The sequence below is a fragment of the Nonomuraea sp. CA-141351 genome, assembly GCF_050944675.1.
GTDB lineage: Bacteria > Actinomycetota > Actinomycetes > Streptosporangiales > Streptosporangiaceae > Nonomuraea.
Genome location: NZ_CP191982.1, coordinates 7,771,846 through 7,787,264, shown reverse-complemented (window position 1 = coordinate 7,787,264; position 15,419 = coordinate 7,771,846). Strand labels below are relative to the sequence as shown.

The following is a 15,419-nucleotide window of genomic DNA, read 5'->3' as shown; positions in this document are numbered from 1 at the left end:
TCGTGATCGACGACTGGACCACGCTGGCGGGGGAGTCGCCCGCCTCCCTGGCCACGGGGGCGGAGCTGATCGCCCGCTGGTCCGAGCCGCACCGCCGCTACCACACCCTCGACCACCTCGCCGCCGTCCTCGCCGCGGTCTCCCAGCTCGCGGAGCCGGCCGGCGATCTCGCGGCCGTGCGCCTCGCCGCCTGGTTCCACGACGCCGTCTACGACGGGCGGCCGGGCTGGGACGAGGAGCGCAGCGCCCAGCTCGCCCAGTCCAGGCTGCCCGGGTGCGGAGTGCCCGCCTCACGGGTGTCCGAGGTGGCCAGGCTGGTACGCCTCACCGCCGCCCACGACACGCTGACCGCGGGAGACCGGAACGGCGCCGTCCTGTGCGACGCCGACCTGGCCGTGCTCGGCCGGCCCGGCTACGACGATTACGCGGCCAGGATCCGGCAGGAGTACGGCCACGTGCCCGACGACCTGTTCAGGATGGGACGCGCCGAGGTGCTGCGCCGGCTGCTGGCCGTACCGAGCCTCTACCGGACGGAACGCGCGCGCGAGCTGTGGGAGGAGCGGGCGCGGGCGAACATGTCAGGGGAGCTGGCGGCTCTCACGGGCATGCGAGGTTAGCGGCGTCTGCGGCGGCGGAGGCCGGAGGCGACCAGCCGTAACAGCAGCTCCCGCGAGCTGACCGCCTCCGCGCCCAGCTCCACCGCCCGGGCGTGCACGGTCTCCGGCACGTCGTAGTGATCCCGGTCGAACGCCCGCTCCGGCACCCCTAGCCGCCAGGCGAAGTCGTGCAGCTCCTCCAGCGAGCTGTCACTGACCAGATGCGACCACATCAGGCCACGCGGACCGGGCCAGTTGGGCGGGTCGATGAGAACGGTCACGACGTCAAGGGTAGGGTCACGACGTCACGGGCGGGACCTTGCCCTGGATCGCCAGCTCGGCCAGGTCGGACACCACGACCTCGGCGCCCGCGGCGCGCAGCTCGGCCGCGCCGCCTTCCCTGGCCACCGCGACGACCAGCCCGAACGCGCCCTTCCTGCCCGCCTCCACTCCCGGCAATGCCGCGTCCACCACCGCGACCTTGACCGCGGGCAGCGCCAGACGGCGCGCCGCCTCCAGGAAGAGCGCGGGGTCGGGCTTGCCGGGCAGGTTCATCAGCGCCGCGTCGTTGCCGTCCACCAGCAGGTCGAACAGGTGCATCACGCCGGCCGACGTGACCAGCTTGCGGCCGTGCAGGCTGGCGGAGACCGCCGCCGTACGGGCGCCGCGCCGGCGCAGCTCGTGCAGGAGCACCACCGTGGACGGGAACGCGGCCACCCCGTACTTCTCCACCTGCGCCATGAAGATCTGGTCCTTGGCCAGGCCGAGCCCGTGCACGGTCGCCGCGCCCGGCTCGTCGTCGGGTGAGCCCTCGGGCACCGTGATGCCGCGCGCCGTGAGGAAGGCGCGGATGCCGTCGAGGCGCGGGCGGCCGTCCACGTGGCGCAGATAGTCGTCGCGGATGTCGAACGGCGCCGAGCGGCCGCGCAGGAACGCGTCGAAGACGTGCTTCCAGGCGGCCGCGTGCCCCCGAGCGGTGTCGGTTACCACGCCATCGGTGTCGAACACGACGGCGCTGATCGAGGTCAGGTCGATGACAGGCTCGTTCACATTGCGAACGTAGCTTCTCTACCAGGCGACGGGTAGCTCTTTGACTCCGTAGACGATGGCGAGTTCCCTGAACGGCACCTCGCCCGCGACGTGCAGCCCCGGGAAGCGGCGCAGCAGGGCGGGGAAGGCGATGCGCATCTCCATCTGAGCGAGCGGCGCGCCGATGCAGCGGTGGATGCCATGGCCGAACGCCATGTGCGAGCCCGCCATCTCCCTGCCGGGCTGTACCTGGTCCATGTCATCGCCCAGGGCGGGGTCGCGGTTGGCGCCGGTGAGCGAGCAGAGCACCATCTCGCCCTTCTTGATCGGCACGCCGTGCAGCTCGAGGTCGTCGCGGGCGAAGCGCGGGAAGGCCACCTGGACGACCGTCATGTAGCGCAGCAGCTCTTCGACGACGTCGTTGACGTATCCGTCGACCTCGCGCACCTTGGCGGCCTGCTCGGGGTTGCGCAGGAGCCACAGGGTGCCGAGGGCCAGCATGCTGGTGCTGGTGTCGTGCCCGCCGGTCAGCAGACCGTCGGCCATGCTGGCGAGCGTACGGTCGTCGAGCTCGTCACCGTGCTCGCGCAGCAGCTGGCCGAGCAGCCCGTCGCCCGGGTTCTGCCGTTCCCGCGCGACCAGGTCGGTCAGATACGTCATGGCGTCGTTGATCGCCTGCAGTGACGCCTCCGGCCCGGCCGTGAAGTCGAACCGGTCCTTGCTGATCTTCACGAAGCCGGCGCGCTCCTCGTACGGGACTCCGAGCAGCTCGCACACCACGAGCGACGGGATCGGGAGCGCGAACTCCTCGACCAGGTCCACCGGGGAGCCCTTCGCCTCGATGCGGTCCAGGTACTCCTGGACCATCGCCTCGATGCGCGGCTCCAGCCTGCGCAGGCGGCGCATGGTGAACTCGGGGGTCAGGTACTTGCGCAGCCGTGTGTGCTCGGGCGGGTCGCGGAACCCCAGGCCGCCCGGGTCCTCCTGGTTGGAGCCCAGGCCGATCACGCCGGCGAAGTCGTTGCTGAAGCGCTCATGGTCGCCCAGGACGCTCCGAACGTCCTCCCAGCGGGTGACGAGGTACACGGTCTGGCCGCCGGGGATCTCCATGGGGAAGACCGGGTGCTCGGTCCGGATGCGTCCGAGCTCGCCCACCGGGTCGAAACCTTCGCGCATGAACTGGACGAGGGGGAACTCATTGTCTGACATCGATATCCGTCCTGCTGGGATACATCACACCATGTCGGGATAAATCCCTGCATAGATGGTGCCATCAGGAACGGTGAATGTTGCCCTCCGAAAGGACGAATTTCCACCTCACCCTACGGACCCCTTCTCCACGGCGGTGGAACGATCTATCCGCCCTGCCCGGCCAGGACCGTGGTCGCCTCGCTCCGATGGTGGGTGTACGGGGGTGGTGGTTCGGGCGGCGGCGCCTCGGCTGACAACGACGGCGGGGCGGGCTTGGGCTTACGCGGCTCCCGTACCCCGCCCTCTGGCGGGTCGTCGAACGGGAAGTCCTTCCCTTCGGGCCCGTGCGGCTCCCCGGGCCCGAACCCGGGCGGCCAGGCGGGCGCCCCGCTGGGAAGAGCACGACGTCTGCGCGATCGTTTGCTCACCATTCCCCTCCTTCCGGGCCATTGTGCGCCCGCCCCCGCCACACGAACAGCCGTATTCCACGCCTCTATCCCTCGCGCCACCCCGGTGTCCCGTCAGGCCGCCCTTCCCCTCGGCCACCGTTCCGCGTCACCCGCGGCGCTCCGCCATCGGTCGCACGGCCACCACTCCGCGTCATCCACACCCTTCCGGCAAGGCCGGAACAGCAGTGAAACAGGGGCAAAATGGGGCGGCAGATGCCGTTTGGCGTACAAGATGGCGACATTCTGCGATGATCTCGTCGCATAGAGCCGGAGTTTGAGCCTCACGGATAGTGACTGATGCCGACATTTGAGGAAATAGCAGCCTTCGTCACCGAGAAGCCGCTCGCCACCGCCGTCATCGCCCTGCTGAGCCTGGCGGGGTTGGCGCTGGCGTTCCTGGTGATCAGGGTCGCCTGGCGCGCCATCGCCTGGTTGATCACCCGATACGTCGCCCCCCGTCCCATCGAGGACGTACTGACCATCGTCGCGGCGTCCATCGCCACCGGCGTGTCGGCGCAGGGTATGTGGCGCTTCTCCGGGGACGTGCTGGGCCTGGACGGGCCGCTCAGGCTGCTGCTGTTCGCGTTCATCGAGGTCGCGATCATCACGAGCGCGGTACGCGCCCGCCGCAACATGCGCGAGAACTTCTCCGCCGGGATCGACGGCATCGCCGTGTGGGCCCTCACCTGCCTGACCGCAGTGCTGTCCAGCATGGACGCGCGCAGCCTGCCCGAGGCGATGTTCAGGCTGGCCGCGCCGCTGGTGGCCGCCTGGTTGTGGGAGCGCGGCATGGCCATCGAACGCCACCGCATCCGCGGCACCGGCCGCATCAACTGGCGTCTGACGCCCGAGCGGCTGCTGGTCAGGATGGGCCTGGCCGAGGTCAGCGACCGTACGGCGAGCGAGGTCGACGCCCACCGCAGGCTGACCCGCGTCGCGCTGGCCGCCAAGCGGGCCAAGGCGTTGCGCGAGGGCGGGGCCTCCGACCGCAAGCTGCGCGCCGCGCTGGCCAAGCTCGACAAGGCCATGGACCAGGCCGTCGAGCACACCGGGCTGGCCGTCGACCAGGCCCGCCAGGAGGCGCTCCTGGCCCAGATCGCCGCCCTGTACAACACCACCGCCCTCATCGACGCCGATCCCCGCGTACCGTGGGAGCCCGAGGCCGACCACCATCCGGTGCCCGCCCGCCCGGCGCTGCCGCCCGCGCTGGCCGAGCTCGTCGAGGAGGAGGACGAGGACATCGAGGTGCTCGACACCACCCCGCAGGTCGTCGACACCGCCCAGCGGGCGGCGCTGATGCGCAAGGCACGCGCGTTCTGGGACCGCCAGATCGCCAAGGGCATCGTGCCTCGTACGGTGGACATCGCCCAGGAGATCGGCATCTCGCTGGCGACGGCGCGCGAGTATCGTGCCCTGTGGAAGCTCGAGCCGCAGGCACACGCCCTGATCGAGGCGCTGTTCCAGCAGCACGGCATCGTCGACACGGGCGCCTTCCCCGCCATCGCGGACGACGGGAGGGTCCTGACCAAGTCGTAGGGGGAGCACGCTTGCGGGAGCGCACGCTCGAACGCGTCAGGAAACTCCTGGCCAAGGCCGAACGCACCGACAACGAGCACGAGCGCGCGACGTTCATGGCGGCCGCGTCGGCGCTCATGGCCAAGCACGGCATCGACTCGCTCCCCCCGGCGGGCACGCGGCAGACACCCGGCGACCGGACCGTCACCCTGCCCAACCCTTGGGCCAGGGAGAAGGCCCGCCTCGTCAGCCTGGTGGCGCAGGCGGTGCGGTGCCGTCCCCTCCTCATCGGGCGTGGGGAGGAGGGCGGCCAGCGGGTGCACGTGTTCGGGTTCGCCGCCGATCTGGAGCGGGCCGACCTGCTGGCCACGTCGTTGCTGCTGCAGATGGCGACCGGGCTGGCGCGCGTGCGGGTGCCCGGCGACGTGACCTCCGTGCGGGCGTACCGCCGGTCGTGGCTGCTGGGGTTCACGGACGAGGTGTACCGGTTGCTGTGCGCGGCGGAGTCCCGGGCCGAGGAGGCCAGCACGGGGGCCGCGCTGGTGCTGGCCGACCGCCGGGCCGAGGTGGAGCGGGTGGTGGCGGCCCGCTACCCGAGGATCCGGGTGAGCGTGCCCCGGACGAGCGGCACGGGCTACCGGGACGGGGTGGCGGCCGGCCGCCGCGCCGACCTCGGCCGCACCGGAATGACCGTCGCCACCGCCCCCGAACTGACCCCGGGCTGAACCCCCCTCACGCGCCCGCTGGGCCCCTCTCCCGGCCCCCACCGCCTCTGCAGCCTCGTGCGCCCGCTTGGCGGCTCGCTGCACGCTTTAAGCGGCTCGCCTGGCCTCACCGCGCCTGGCCCTCGCAGGGGCACGCCTTTGGCTCGCCTGGCCTCACGCGCCCGGCCCTCGCAGGGGCACGCCGCCGAGGCGCTGCGCGGCGCGTGTTCAGCCGGGTGGGCGACCTCGGTGTGGAGGCCTCCCAGCGCGAGACCCCAGCGGGCACCCACCTCAGGGCTGTGCGCGGCCCAGACCGGGACAGGCGCGTGCCCGCGGATGGCGAGCCGTGCGGGCGGCCGGAGGGGCGGGGGCGGGATCCTCAGCCGAGGGCGGCGGAGACCAGGGAGCGGGCCTCTTCCTGGACCTTGGCCAGGTGGTCGGAGCCGCGGAACGACTCGGCGTAGATCTTGTAGACGTCCTCCGTCCCCGAAGGCCGCGCGGCGAACCAGGCGCTCTCCGTCGAGACCTTCACCCCGCCCAGCTCCGCCCCGTTGCCGGGCGCCGCGGTCTGCACCGCCGTGATCGGCTCGCCCGCCAGTGACGACGCCGTCACCTGTTTCGCCGAAAGCTTCCCGAGCACCGCCTTCTCCTCGCGCGTCGCCGGGGCGTCCACCCGGGCGTACGCGGGCTCCCCGAACCGCTCGACCAGCTCACGGTAGTGCGCGCTGGGCGACTTGCCGGTGACGGCCAGGATCTCCGAGGCCAGCAGCGCCAGGATGATCCCGTCCTTGTCGGTGGACCACACCGACCCGTCCCGCCGCAGGAACGACGCCCCCGCGCTCTCCTCGCCCCCGAATCCCAGCGACCCGTCGAGCAGCCCCGGGACGAACCACTTGAAGCCGACCGGCACCTCATAGAGCCGCCGTCCCAAAGAGGACGCGACCCGGTCGATGATCTGGCTGCTGACCATGGTCTTGCCCACACCGGCGTCGGCGGGCCAGCCGTCGCGGTGCGTGTAGAGGTAGGAGATGGCGACGGCGAGGTAGTGGTTGGGGTTCAGCAGGCCGCCGTCGGGGGTGACGATGCCGTGCCGGTCGGCGTCGGCGTCGTTTCCGGTGGAAATATCGTATTTATCCCGGTTGGCGATAAGAGAGGCCATCGCGTACGGCGACGAGCAGTCCATCCGGATCTTGCCGTCCCAGTCGAGCGTCATGAACCGCCACGTCGGGTCCACCAGCGGATTGACCACGGTCAGTTCGAGCCGGTGCCGCTCGGCGATCTCCCCCCAGTAGGCCACGCTGGCCCCGCCCAGGGGATCGGCTCCGATCCGGACCCCGGCGGCCCGGATCGCGTCCAGGTCGACCACGGAGGGCAGGTCGTCCACGTACATCCCGAGGAAGTCGTAACGCCCCACCACGCCCAGGGCCTTGGCGTACGAGACCCGCAGCACGCTCTCCAGCCCGCTCGCCAGCAGCCGGTTGGCCCGGTCCTGGATCCACGTGGTCGCGTCGGTGTCGGCCGGCCCCCCGTGCGGCGGGTTGTACTTGAACCCGCCGTCGCCGGGCGGGTTGTGCGACGGCGTGATCACGACGCCGTCCGCGAGTCCGGTGGTGCGCCCCTGGTTGTGCCGCAGGATGGCGTGCGAGACGGCCGGGGTCGGCGTGTAGCCGTCACGCGTGTCGATCAGCACCTCGACCCCGTTGGCCGCGAGCACCTCCAGCGCCGACACCCGCGCGGGCTCGGAGAGCGCGTGCGGGTCGATGCCGAGGAACAGCGGCCCGTCGGTCCCCTTCGACCGCCGGTAGTCGCAGATGGCCTGACTGGTCGCCAGGATGTGGTCCTCGTTGAACGCCGTCTTCAGCGACGACCCCCGGTGTCCCGACGTGCCGAACGCCACCCGCTGCCCCGCGTCGCCGGGGTCGGGATGCAGGGCGTAATAGGACGTCACGAGCCTGGCGACGTCGACGAGGTCGGCGGGCTGAGCGGGCTGTCCTGCGCGATCGTGCGTCATAGAGGCCACTTTACAAATCCGGCTGGGGCTCGCGGATGACCGCACGACGGCATGGGAAGGTACAGTCGCGTCAGCTACTAGAACGGAGTTCTGTTATGCGATTCGGATATTACCTGACCGAGCCGAAAGGGCCCGACCCGATCGGCGGGCTGCGCGACCAGATCGCCCAGGCGGCGGACGACGGCTTCGCCTCCGCCTGGCTCTCCAACATCTTCGGCCTCGACGCGCTCACCGCCCTGGCCGCCGCCGGCAACCAGGTGCCCGGCATCGAGCTCGGCACCGCCGTCGTACCCACCTATCCACGCCATCCGGCCGTCCTGGCCCAGCAGGCCATGACCGCCAACGCCGCCCTCGGCGGGCGCCTCGCGCTCGGCATCGGCCTGTCGCACCAGATCGTCATCGAGGGCATGTACGGCCACAGCTTCGAGCGCCCCTACCGGCACATGAAGGAGTACCTCGACATCCTGCTCCCGCTCAGCCGGGGCGAGCACGTCAAGTACGAGGGTGAGACGCTCAGGGCCGACCTCCAGCTGACCACGCCGGGCGCCGGCTTCCCCGTGCTGGTCGCCGCGCTCGGCCCGCGCATGCTCAAGCTGGCGGGCACCGCGGCCGACGGCACCGTCCTGTGGATGACCGGCCCCAAGACGGTCGCCGAGCACATCGCGCCCACCATCAAGGCGGCGGCTGCCGAGGCGGGCCGCGAGCAGCCCAGGATCGTCTGCGCGCTGCCGATCTGCGTCACCGACGACCCCGCCGCCGCCGTCGATCGCGCGAACGAGATCTTCGCGGTGTACGGACAGCTTCCCTCCTATCGTGCGATGCTCGACAGGGAGGGCGCGGCCACCCCGGGCGACATCGCGATCGTCGGCGACGAGGACACCGTGCTGGCCAAGCTGGACGAGCTGCGGCAGGCCGGCGTGACAGACTTCGTGGGCTCCGTGTTCGCCGGCAAGGAACGCACGCGAAACCTCCTGATCGGCGCGGCAAAGGGCTGATCGGAAGACATCTCAATAAACTCCGGCGGGGTGAATCGTTTGCTCCATGGCATTGATGTGTCCAACTGGCAGGGGACCGTCGACTGGACTGATCATGCGGAGGCAGGAGTGGCCTTCGCGTTCGCCAAGGCCACCGAGGGCGGCGACTTCACCGACAAACGGTTCGCGCGTAACTGGAACGGCATGCGCGAGAGCTGGCTCGTCTGCGGCGCTTATCACTTCGCCAGGCCCAAGGGCGATCCCGTCGCGCAGGCGCGGCACTTCTTGGCCACGATCAGGTCCGCCGGGGGCCTGCGACGCGGCGACCTGGTGGCCCTCGACCTGGAGACCAACGACGGGCTGCGCCCCGAGCAGGTCGCCCGCTACGCGCGCCGCTGGTGCCACCACATCGAGCGGCACGGCGGCGTGCGGCCGTTCGTCTACACCTTCCTGTCGTTCGCGGGCGGCGGACACTGCGCGGGCCTGGGCGAATACCCGCTGTGGATCGCCAACCCGGAGCGGCCGCGCGGCCAGCCCGTGGTGCCGCGGCCGTGGCGAGACTGGACGATCCACCAGTACGCGAACAGCCCGCTCGACCGCAACATCTTCCACGGGACCAGGCAGGAGCTGACAAAGCTGGGGTTTCACCCGCGATAGCATCGGTGTTCACCATCGAAGCAGCTCCGGTGTTGAGCGCCGGGGCGCGATCAAAGGGAGTCACCGTGTCAGCCGAGCTACGCATCACCCTCGCCGGAGCCGAGCGTGTGGTGGCGGCCGGCACGACGGCCGGCGAGGCGCTCGAAGCCGACGGCCGCACGGTCATCGCGGCCAGGGTCAACGGCGAGCTACGCGACCTGGCCCACCCGCTGTCCGAGGGCGACGCGGTCGAGCCGATCGAGATCTCCAGCGAGGACGGCAGGGCCATCGTCCGCCACTCCACCGCCCACGTCATGGCGCAGGCGGTGCAGGAGCTGTTCCCCGAGGCCAAGCTGGGCATCGGGCCGCCCGTGCACAACGGGTTCTACTACGACTTCGACGTCGCCCAGGCGTTTCACCCCGACGATCTCAAGCGCATCGAGAAGCGGATGCGGGAGATCGTCAAGCAGGGGCAGCTGTTCTCGCGCCGGCCCGTGTCCGACGACGAGGCGCGTGAGGAGCTGGCGGCGGAGCCGTACAAGCTCGAACTGATCGGGCTCAAGGGCGGCGCCGCCGAGGAGGAGTCGGTCGAGGTGGGGGCGGGGCAGCTCACCATCTACGACAACCTCGACCCCAAGACCGGCGAGCTGCAGTGGAAGGACCTGTGCCGCGGCCCGCACGTGCCGTCCACCCGGTCGATCCCGGCGTTCAAGCTCATGCGCTCGGGCGGCGCCTACTGGCGCGGCAGCGAGAAGAACCCCCAGCTCCAGCGCATCTACGGCACCGCCTGGGAGTCCCGCGACAAGCAGGACGACTACCTCAAGCTGCTTGAGGAGGCCGAAAAGCGCGACCACCGCAAGCTGGGCGTGGAGCTCGACCTGTTCAGCTTCCCGCCGGAGCTGGGCAGCGGCCTGCCGATCTTCCATCCCAAGGGCGGGATCATCCGCAAGGAGATGGAAGACTACATGCGGCGGCGGCAGGCGGAGGCGGGCTACGAGTTCGTCAACACCCCGCACATCACCAAGTCGTCGCTGTTCGAGACGTCGGGGCACCTTCCCTGGTATGCCGACGACATGTTCCCGGCCTTCGAGCTGGAGGGCATCGAATACCGGGTCAAGCCGATGAACTGCCCGATGCACAACCTGATCTTCAGGGCGCGCGGGCGGTCCTACCGCGAGCTGCCGCTGCGGCTGTGCGAGTTCGGCTCGGTCTACCGCTACGAGAAGTCGGGTGTGGTGCACGGGCTGACCCGGGTGCGCGGCATGACGCAGGACGACGCGCACATCTACACCACCAGGGAGCAGATGGCCGATGAGATCAAGTCGCTGCTGAGGTTCGTGCTCAGCGTGCTGCGCGACTTCGGCCTGGAGGACTTCTACCTCGAGCTGTCCACCCGCGACGACTCCGACAAGTTCATCGGCGACCCGGCGGAGTGGGAGGAGGCCACGCGGGCGCTGCACCAGGTCGCCACCGAGTCGGGGCTGGAGCTGGTCGACGACCCGGGCGGCGCGGCGTTCTACGGGCCGAAGATCTCCGTGCAGGCCAAGGACGCGATCGGCCGCACCTGGCAGCTGTCCACCATCCAGCTCGACCTCAACCAGCCCAAGCGCTTCGGGCTCGAATACCAGGCGGCCGACGGCAGCCGGCAGACCCCGGTCATGATCCACCGGGCGCTGTTCGGCTCGGTCGAGCGATTCCTCGGCGTGCTGACCGAGCACTACGCGGGCGCCTTCCCGCCCTGGCTGGCGCCGGTGCAGGTGGCGGGCATCCCGATCGCCGACGCGCACGTGCCGTACCTGCAGGATGTGGCCAAGAAGCTGCGCGAGCGCGGTGTCCGGATCGACGTGGACGCCTCCGACGACCGGATGCAGAAGAAGATCCGCAACGCGCAGAAGGCGAAGGTCCCGTACATGCTGCTGGCCGGCGACGAGGACATCGCCAACGGCGCCGTGTCGTTCCGCTACCGGAACGGGGAGCAGAAGAACGGCGTGCCGATCGACGAGGCCATCGCCGAGATCGTCAGCTCTGTGGAGCGTCGCGTCCAGGTCTGACCTGTTGCGGAGAACGGCGGAGTCGGCGGCTCCGCCCTTTTTCCTTGCCCGGCTCCGTGGCCGGCGGCGGATTAGCGGGGAAACAGGCGGAATGGTATGGCGGGGCGGCCGCCGAAGCGTTCGGCCTGCTGGTGGGCCAAGCCCTCGATCAGGTTGCGGGCGTACGACTCGGGGTCCTCGTCGGTGAGCGCCTCGATGTAGGCGCGGTGTTCCGTGAGCGAGCGCACACCACGCTCCAGGCCGTCGGTGACGTCCACGGCGTGGGTGGGGGAGTCGGAGCCCGCGACGGCGATCCAGCGGACGCCGTTCCAGGGCTCGGCGTCCGTATCCGGAAATATCCACCTGTTGCCGGCATCTCCGGCGGCGTCCAGCACGGCCCTGCCGACGGCTCGGTGGTCGGGCGTGTTCCAGTACGTACCGCCTGCCCAGGTGTCGTCCGGGTTCAAGGTGATCAGGAGCTCGGGGCGGTGCCTGCGGATGGCGGCGGTCAGGTCCTTCCTGAGCGCGATGCCGTACTCGATCACCCCGTCGGGGTGGTCGAGGAACTCCACGCTCGTCACCCCGACGACGGCCGCGCTGGCCCGCTCCTCCCGCTCCCGCAACGGCCCGGCCTCGGCCGGCGTCAGCGTGTCGATGCCTGCCTCGCCCCTGGTGGCGATCACGTACACGACCTCGCGGCCCTCGTCGGTCCAGGTCGCCACGGCCGCCGCGCAGCCGTACTCGAGGTCGTCGGGGTGGGCGACGACGGCCAGCGCGCGTTGCCAGTCGGTGGGCATGGGTTCGAGTTCGCCGGTCATGGCCCACACCCTAGGCACGGCTTGCAGGACGTGGAAGGGGTGCCGGTCCCGGTCAGGGGGTGGCGGGCAGATCCTCGTCGTCGGGGGCCTCGCGGAAGGGCGGGCGGGGCTCGCCGGGGAGGCGGACGTCGTCGACTGTCACGTTGACCTCTGCGACCCGCATCCCGAGCATGTGGCTGACGTTCCTGGCCACGTTCGTCTTGACCTCGGAGGCGACCTCCAGCACCACGTGGCCGTACTCGACCACGATGGTCACGCTCACCGCCACCTGCCGGTCCTGGATCTGCGCGCTGACGCCCTGGTTGGCGCGGCGGGAGCCGATGCCGATGCGGTCGCGTACGGACTCGAAGGCCCGCGCCAGGTCGCCACCCAGGTCGGCGACCCCGGCCACCTCGAGGGCCGCGAGCGCGGCGACCTTCTCGACCACCTCGTCGGCGACCTTGATCCGGCCCTTCACGACGGGGCCGAAGGACGGGGCTTCCGAGTGTGCCGGGGCGGGGCCCGAGCCGGTGCCGGTGACCGGGTCCGGCGCGAGGCCATCGGCCGGTTCCGGAGCGGGATCGGCGGGCGGGTCCGGAGCGAGGTCGGCCGGATCCGGGGCGTCGGGGGCGGGCTGGGTGGTCGGTGGGGCGTGGTGCTCGGCTAAAGCGTCGCTCATCGCGGCCTCCTATAGGCGGTGCTTGGGATTGTGCCGGAAGGTCCCCCCGTTTGTCCGTGGTCCTATGCTGCTAGTTATGCACGATCAGGCAGGGGCAGGGGCCCCCGACAACTTCGAGCGTCTGTGGACCCCGCATCGCATGGCCTACATCAAGGGCGAGAACAAACCGACGGGCAACGGTCCCGGCGACGGCTGCCCGTTCGACGCGATCCCCAAGATGAGCGACGAGGACGGCCTGATCGTCGCCAGGGGCGAGACGGTCTACGCCGTGCTCAACCTCTATCCGTACAACTCCGGCCACCTGATGGTGGTCCCCTACCGGCACGTGTCCGACTACGACGAGCTGGTGGCGGCCGAGCTGGTCGAGCTGGGGGAGTTCACACAGAAGTCGTTGCGCGCGCTGCGCAAGGCCAGCGGGGCGCAGGGCTTCAACGTCGGCATGAACCTCGGCCACGTCGCCGGCGCGGGCATCGCCGCGCACCTGCATCAGCATGTGGTGCCCAGGTGGGGCGGCGACACGAACTTCATGCCGGTCGTCGCCCAGACCAAGGTCCTGCCGCAGCTGCTCCGCGACACCCGCCAGCTGATCGCCGACGCCTGGGACTGACCCGAGCCCGTGACACCCGGTGGCGTGAGGCGCTCGGCGCCCTTCCCTCCACCGGACGAGCGGCGCTACGTCCGGGGCGGCGTCACTTCGTCGCGGCCGCTAAATCCGTGACGGGTCCGGCGACATTCTCGCGGTCACGCCGCAGCACGCCGATGCCGGTGGCCAGCAGGAGCGGTACGGCCAGCGCCAGCGCCATGGACAGCACGGCCGCGCCCGAGTCGTTGACGAGCATGCCCACCACGCCGCTGACCAGCGTGCCGATCAGGCCGGCACGCAGCGCGGGGGAGTGCTCGAACGCGGCCGGCACCACACCGGCCGACGCCTGCTCGGGCCGCATGATCGCGTACACGAGGAACGCGGCGGCGGCGATCACGATCGGCATCAGGTTGGGGCTGAGCAGGGTGGCCAGCATGGCCTGAAGCTTGCGCAGGATGACGTCGAACGCCTCCCCGCTCAGCACCTGCCCCACGAACCGGCCCAGGTGCGTCTGCTCGTCCGGCGGCTTCATGTAGTTGATCCAGGCGAACGTCATCACGATCACCCCGCCGGCCACCAGGAACGCGCCCAGCTTCACCAGCGAGACGCGCTTGCCCGCCAGGATCAGCGCAGTCACCGCGATGCCCGGGACGAACGCGATCACGCCGCCGAAGTCGCTGCCCATCCCGGATCCGCCGAGGACCATCGCGGACGCCCCCAGGACCACGATCGCGACCAGCCCCACCTTGCCGGGCCACCGGTGCGCGATGACCGTGGTGGCCAGGAGGGTACCGGTGGCCAGGAGCGCGAACGGGATGTTGCCCAGCCCGTAGTAGCGGGCCCCGACGTCGGCGCTGTAACCCATCACGCTGTTGAGCTGCAACGTCGTGCCGGTCAGCAGGTCGCCCGCCAGCGTCAGCGCGGTGAGCCCGGCCACCACCGCCAGCGGGCCGAGCGGCCTGCGCCGCCACGGCCCCGCGAACGCCACCCCCGTGACGACCGCCGCCCACCCGAGCACCCCGGCGATCAGCTGCGGCAGGCTCGACCAGGGCAGCAGGTTGACCAGGTAGCTGGAGACGGGCAAGGCGGCCAGTGCGACGGCCGCGAAGCGTACCGGTGCGAGGCCCTTGCGGCGGCGCAGCAGCAGGAACGCGATCACGTAGAACAGCACCTGCAGCACCGCCACGACCGTGAAGTAGATGCCCTTGATCGAGCGGATGGCCTGAGCGGTGGCGTCGGCCCGCTGGAGCCGTTCGAACGTCGCACCCGGACCGCCCACCTGCAGCGGCACGCCCACCACGGTGCTCGGGACCGGCACGCCGAGCTTGGTCAGCACGGTGGAGGTCAGGTCGGGCAGGATCGAGATGTCCTCGCGGTGAGTGGAGGCCGCGCCGAGCAGGTGTCCCTGCGCGCCGGGCTCGCGCAGCGCGGCCACGCGCAGATGGGGCACGGAGCCGTGGTCGGACAGGCCCGCGAGCAGCACCGTGGTGTCGGCGGGCAGGACCGACAGCAGCGCGCCCGCCTTGGCGTCGGCCATCCGCAGCGCCTCACGGCGCTCGGCCGCGCCGAGCGCGTCGGGCACCTTGGGCAGCTTCCCGCTGGTCAGGTAGGGGAGCACCAGGTCGTCCACGTCCATGGCGACCATCCGGCACTGTTGCAGGTCCGCGGTGCTGACCTGCAACGGGGACGGGTGGTACCGCTGGACCACGCCCTGCCGGTCGGCCAGCGCCAGCGCGGCGCCGGGGCCGATCGCGATCGAGCACTGTCCGGCCGCCTTCAGCGACTCTCCCAGGGTGCCGGCGTTGCGCTGCCCGGCGACGTCGATGAGGTAGCGGTAGTCGGGGATGGCCGCGCCCGCGCCCTGCTGCTCGGGCCTGGGGGGCGAGCCGCACCAGTAGCCGGCCGCCGACCTGGTGCCCGCAGACACGGTCAGCCATCCGTCGTAGGGGCAGGTCACGCCGCCGACGGTACGTACGGACAACGAGCCGATCGCGCTCGACCTGGCCAGCTCCCACAGGTTGGGGGTGTCGGCCCGGGTGATGTCGTTCCAGTGCAGGCCGGACACGCCGATGAGCGCCACCCGGCTCGCCGCCGTCTCCTGTCTGGCTTGGGCCGGCCCGGTGAACAGCCCTTGACCGATCAGTACTTGACCGATCAGCACGGCCAGTACGACTAGCGCGCGCCTCACCCCGATGACCTCCCACGATCGATTGGTTCCGTGGCAC

The 15,419-nt window shown here is 70.8% G+C and carries 15 protein-coding genes; 7 read left to right on the top strand and 8 right to left on the bottom strand.

Annotated elements, in window-relative coordinates:
- Positions 1-2: 2 nt before the first annotated feature.
- Positions 3-617, top strand: coding sequence for an HD domain-containing protein (locus tag ACQPWU_RS36710; RefSeq protein WP_433429971.1), 615 nt, complete (start codon positions 3-5; stop codon positions 615-617).
- Here ACQPWU_RS36710 and ACQPWU_RS36705 read toward each other — a convergent pair.
- From ACQPWU_RS36705 to ACQPWU_RS36690, 4 genes are all read right to left on the bottom strand, one after another.
- Entirely contained in the window at positions 614-877 is a 264-nt protein-coding gene (locus ACQPWU_RS36705) for a DUF4031 domain-containing protein (RefSeq protein ID WP_433429969.1), read from the bottom strand. The two genes, ACQPWU_RS36710 and ACQPWU_RS36705, sit on opposite strands and share 4 nt — an antisense overlap.
- 16 nt (positions 878-893) lie before the next feature.
- Positions 894-1,646: an HAD family hydrolase gene (locus ACQPWU_RS36700; protein ID WP_433429968.1), complete on the bottom strand. Its 753-nt coding sequence runs from the start codon at positions 1,644-1,646 to the stop codon at positions 894-896.
- Positions 1,647-1,664: 18 nt separating this feature from the next.
- Positions 1,665-2,834 (bottom strand): cytochrome P450, encoded by a 1,170-nt coding sequence (locus ACQPWU_RS36695; RefSeq protein WP_433429966.1) that lies wholly within the window; start codon positions 2,832-2,834, stop codon positions 1,665-1,667.
- Positions 2,835-2,980: 146 nt separating this feature from the next.
- Positions 2,981-3,247: a hypothetical protein gene (locus ACQPWU_RS36690; RefSeq protein ID WP_433429965.1), complete on the bottom strand. Its 267-nt coding sequence runs from the start codon at positions 3,245-3,247 to the stop codon at positions 2,981-2,983.
- Positions 3,248-3,562: 315 nt separating this feature from the next.
- Here ACQPWU_RS36690 and ACQPWU_RS36685 point away from each other — a divergent pair, with 315 nt between their 5' ends.
- Together ACQPWU_RS36685 and ACQPWU_RS36680 are read left to right on the top strand one after the other, a co-directional pair.
- A complete protein-coding gene (locus ACQPWU_RS36685; RefSeq protein WP_433429964.1) occupies positions 3,563-4,801 on the top strand; it encodes a hypothetical protein in 1,239 nt (412 codons plus the stop codon).
- 11 nt (positions 4,802-4,812) lie between these two features.
- Positions 4,813-5,505, top strand: coding sequence for a DUF2786 domain-containing protein (locus ACQPWU_RS36680; RefSeq protein WP_433429963.1), 693 nt, complete (start codon positions 4,813-4,815; stop codon positions 5,503-5,505).
- A 358-nt stretch (positions 5,506-5,863) separates the two neighbouring features.
- Here the strand turns inward: ACQPWU_RS36680 and pgm are convergent, their stop codons facing one another.
- Positions 5,864-7,495 (bottom strand): phosphoglucomutase (alpha-D-glucose-1,6-bisphosphate-dependent), encoded by a 1,632-nt coding sequence (gene pgm, locus ACQPWU_RS36675; protein WP_433429962.1) that lies wholly within the window; start codon positions 7,493-7,495, stop codon positions 5,864-5,866.
- A gap of 95 nt (positions 7,496-7,590) precedes the next feature.
- Here pgm and ACQPWU_RS36670 point away from each other — a divergent pair, with 95 nt between their 5' ends.
- From ACQPWU_RS36670 to thrS, 3 genes are all read left to right on the top strand, one after another.
- Positions 7,591-8,490, top strand: a complete 900-nt coding sequence (locus ACQPWU_RS36670) for a TIGR03564 family F420-dependent LLM class oxidoreductase (protein ID WP_433429960.1) — start codon at positions 7,591-7,593, stop codon at positions 8,488-8,490.
- 30 nt (positions 8,491-8,520) lie between these two features.
- Entirely contained in the window at positions 8,521-9,126 is a 606-nt protein-coding gene (locus ACQPWU_RS36665) for a glycoside hydrolase family 25 protein (RefSeq protein WP_433429958.1), read from the top strand.
- A 65-nt stretch (positions 9,127-9,191) separates the two neighbouring features.
- Positions 9,192-11,156, top strand: a complete 1,965-nt coding sequence (gene thrS / locus ACQPWU_RS36660) for a threonine--tRNA ligase (protein ID WP_433429956.1) — start codon at positions 9,192-9,194, stop codon at positions 11,154-11,156.
- Between the two features lie 71 nt (positions 11,157-11,227).
- Here the strand turns inward: thrS and ACQPWU_RS36655 are convergent, their stop codons facing one another.
- Positions 11,228-11,953 carry a PIG-L deacetylase family protein gene (locus ACQPWU_RS36655; protein WP_433429955.1) on the bottom strand — a complete coding sequence of 242 codons (726 nt, stop codon included), beginning with the start codon at positions 11,951-11,953 and terminating at the stop codon, positions 11,228-11,230.
- Positions 11,954-12,005: 52 nt separating this feature from the next.
- Entirely contained in the window at positions 12,006-12,611 is a 606-nt protein-coding gene (locus tag ACQPWU_RS36650) for an Asp23/Gls24 family envelope stress response protein (RefSeq protein ID WP_433429954.1), read from the bottom strand.
- Between the two features lie 76 nt (positions 12,612-12,687).
- Here ACQPWU_RS36650 and ACQPWU_RS36645 point away from each other — a divergent pair, with 76 nt between their 5' ends.
- Positions 12,688-13,218: an HIT family protein gene (locus tag ACQPWU_RS36645; RefSeq protein WP_433429953.1), complete on the top strand. Its 531-nt coding sequence runs from the start codon at positions 12,688-12,690 to the stop codon at positions 13,216-13,218.
- Between the two features lie 82 nt (positions 13,219-13,300).
- Here ACQPWU_RS36645 and ACQPWU_RS36640 read toward each other — a convergent pair whose 3' ends face one another.
- Positions 13,301-15,382 (bottom strand): hypothetical protein, encoded by a 2,082-nt coding sequence (locus tag ACQPWU_RS36640; RefSeq protein WP_433429951.1) that lies wholly within the window; start codon positions 15,380-15,382, stop codon positions 13,301-13,303.
- Positions 15,383-15,419: the final 37 nt, after the last annotated feature.

Bases quoted from the DNA above. Each gene is read 5' to 3' on its own strand.
- ACQPWU_RS36650 (WP_433429954.1), bottom strand. From the start codon at position 12,611: ATGAGCGACGCTTTAGCCGAGCACCACGCCCCACCGACCACCCAGCCC.
- ACQPWU_RS36685 (WP_433429964.1), top strand. From the start codon at position 3,563: ATGCCGACATTTGAGGAAATAGCAGCCTTCGTCACCGAGAAGCCGCTC.
- ACQPWU_RS36655 (WP_433429955.1), bottom strand. From the start codon at position 11,953: ATGACCGGCGAACTCGAACCCATGCCCACCGACTGGCAACGCGCGCTG.
- ACQPWU_RS36645 (WP_433429953.1), top strand. From the start codon at position 12,688: ATGCACGATCAGGCAGGGGCAGGGGCCCCCGACAACTTCGAGCGTCTG.
- ACQPWU_RS36695 (WP_433429966.1), bottom strand. From the start codon at position 2,834: ATGTCAGACAATGAGTTCCCCCTCGTCCAGTTCATGCGCGAAGGTTTC.
- pgm (WP_433429962.1), bottom strand. From the start codon at position 7,495: ATGACGCACGATCGCGCAGGACAGCCCGCTCAGCCCGCCGACCTCGTC.
- ACQPWU_RS36670 (WP_433429960.1), top strand. From the start codon at position 7,591: ATGCGATTCGGATATTACCTGACCGAGCCGAAAGGGCCCGACCCGATC.
- ACQPWU_RS36690 (WP_433429965.1), bottom strand. From the start codon at position 3,247: ATGGTGAGCAAACGATCGCGCAGACGTCGTGCTCTTCCCAGCGGGGCG.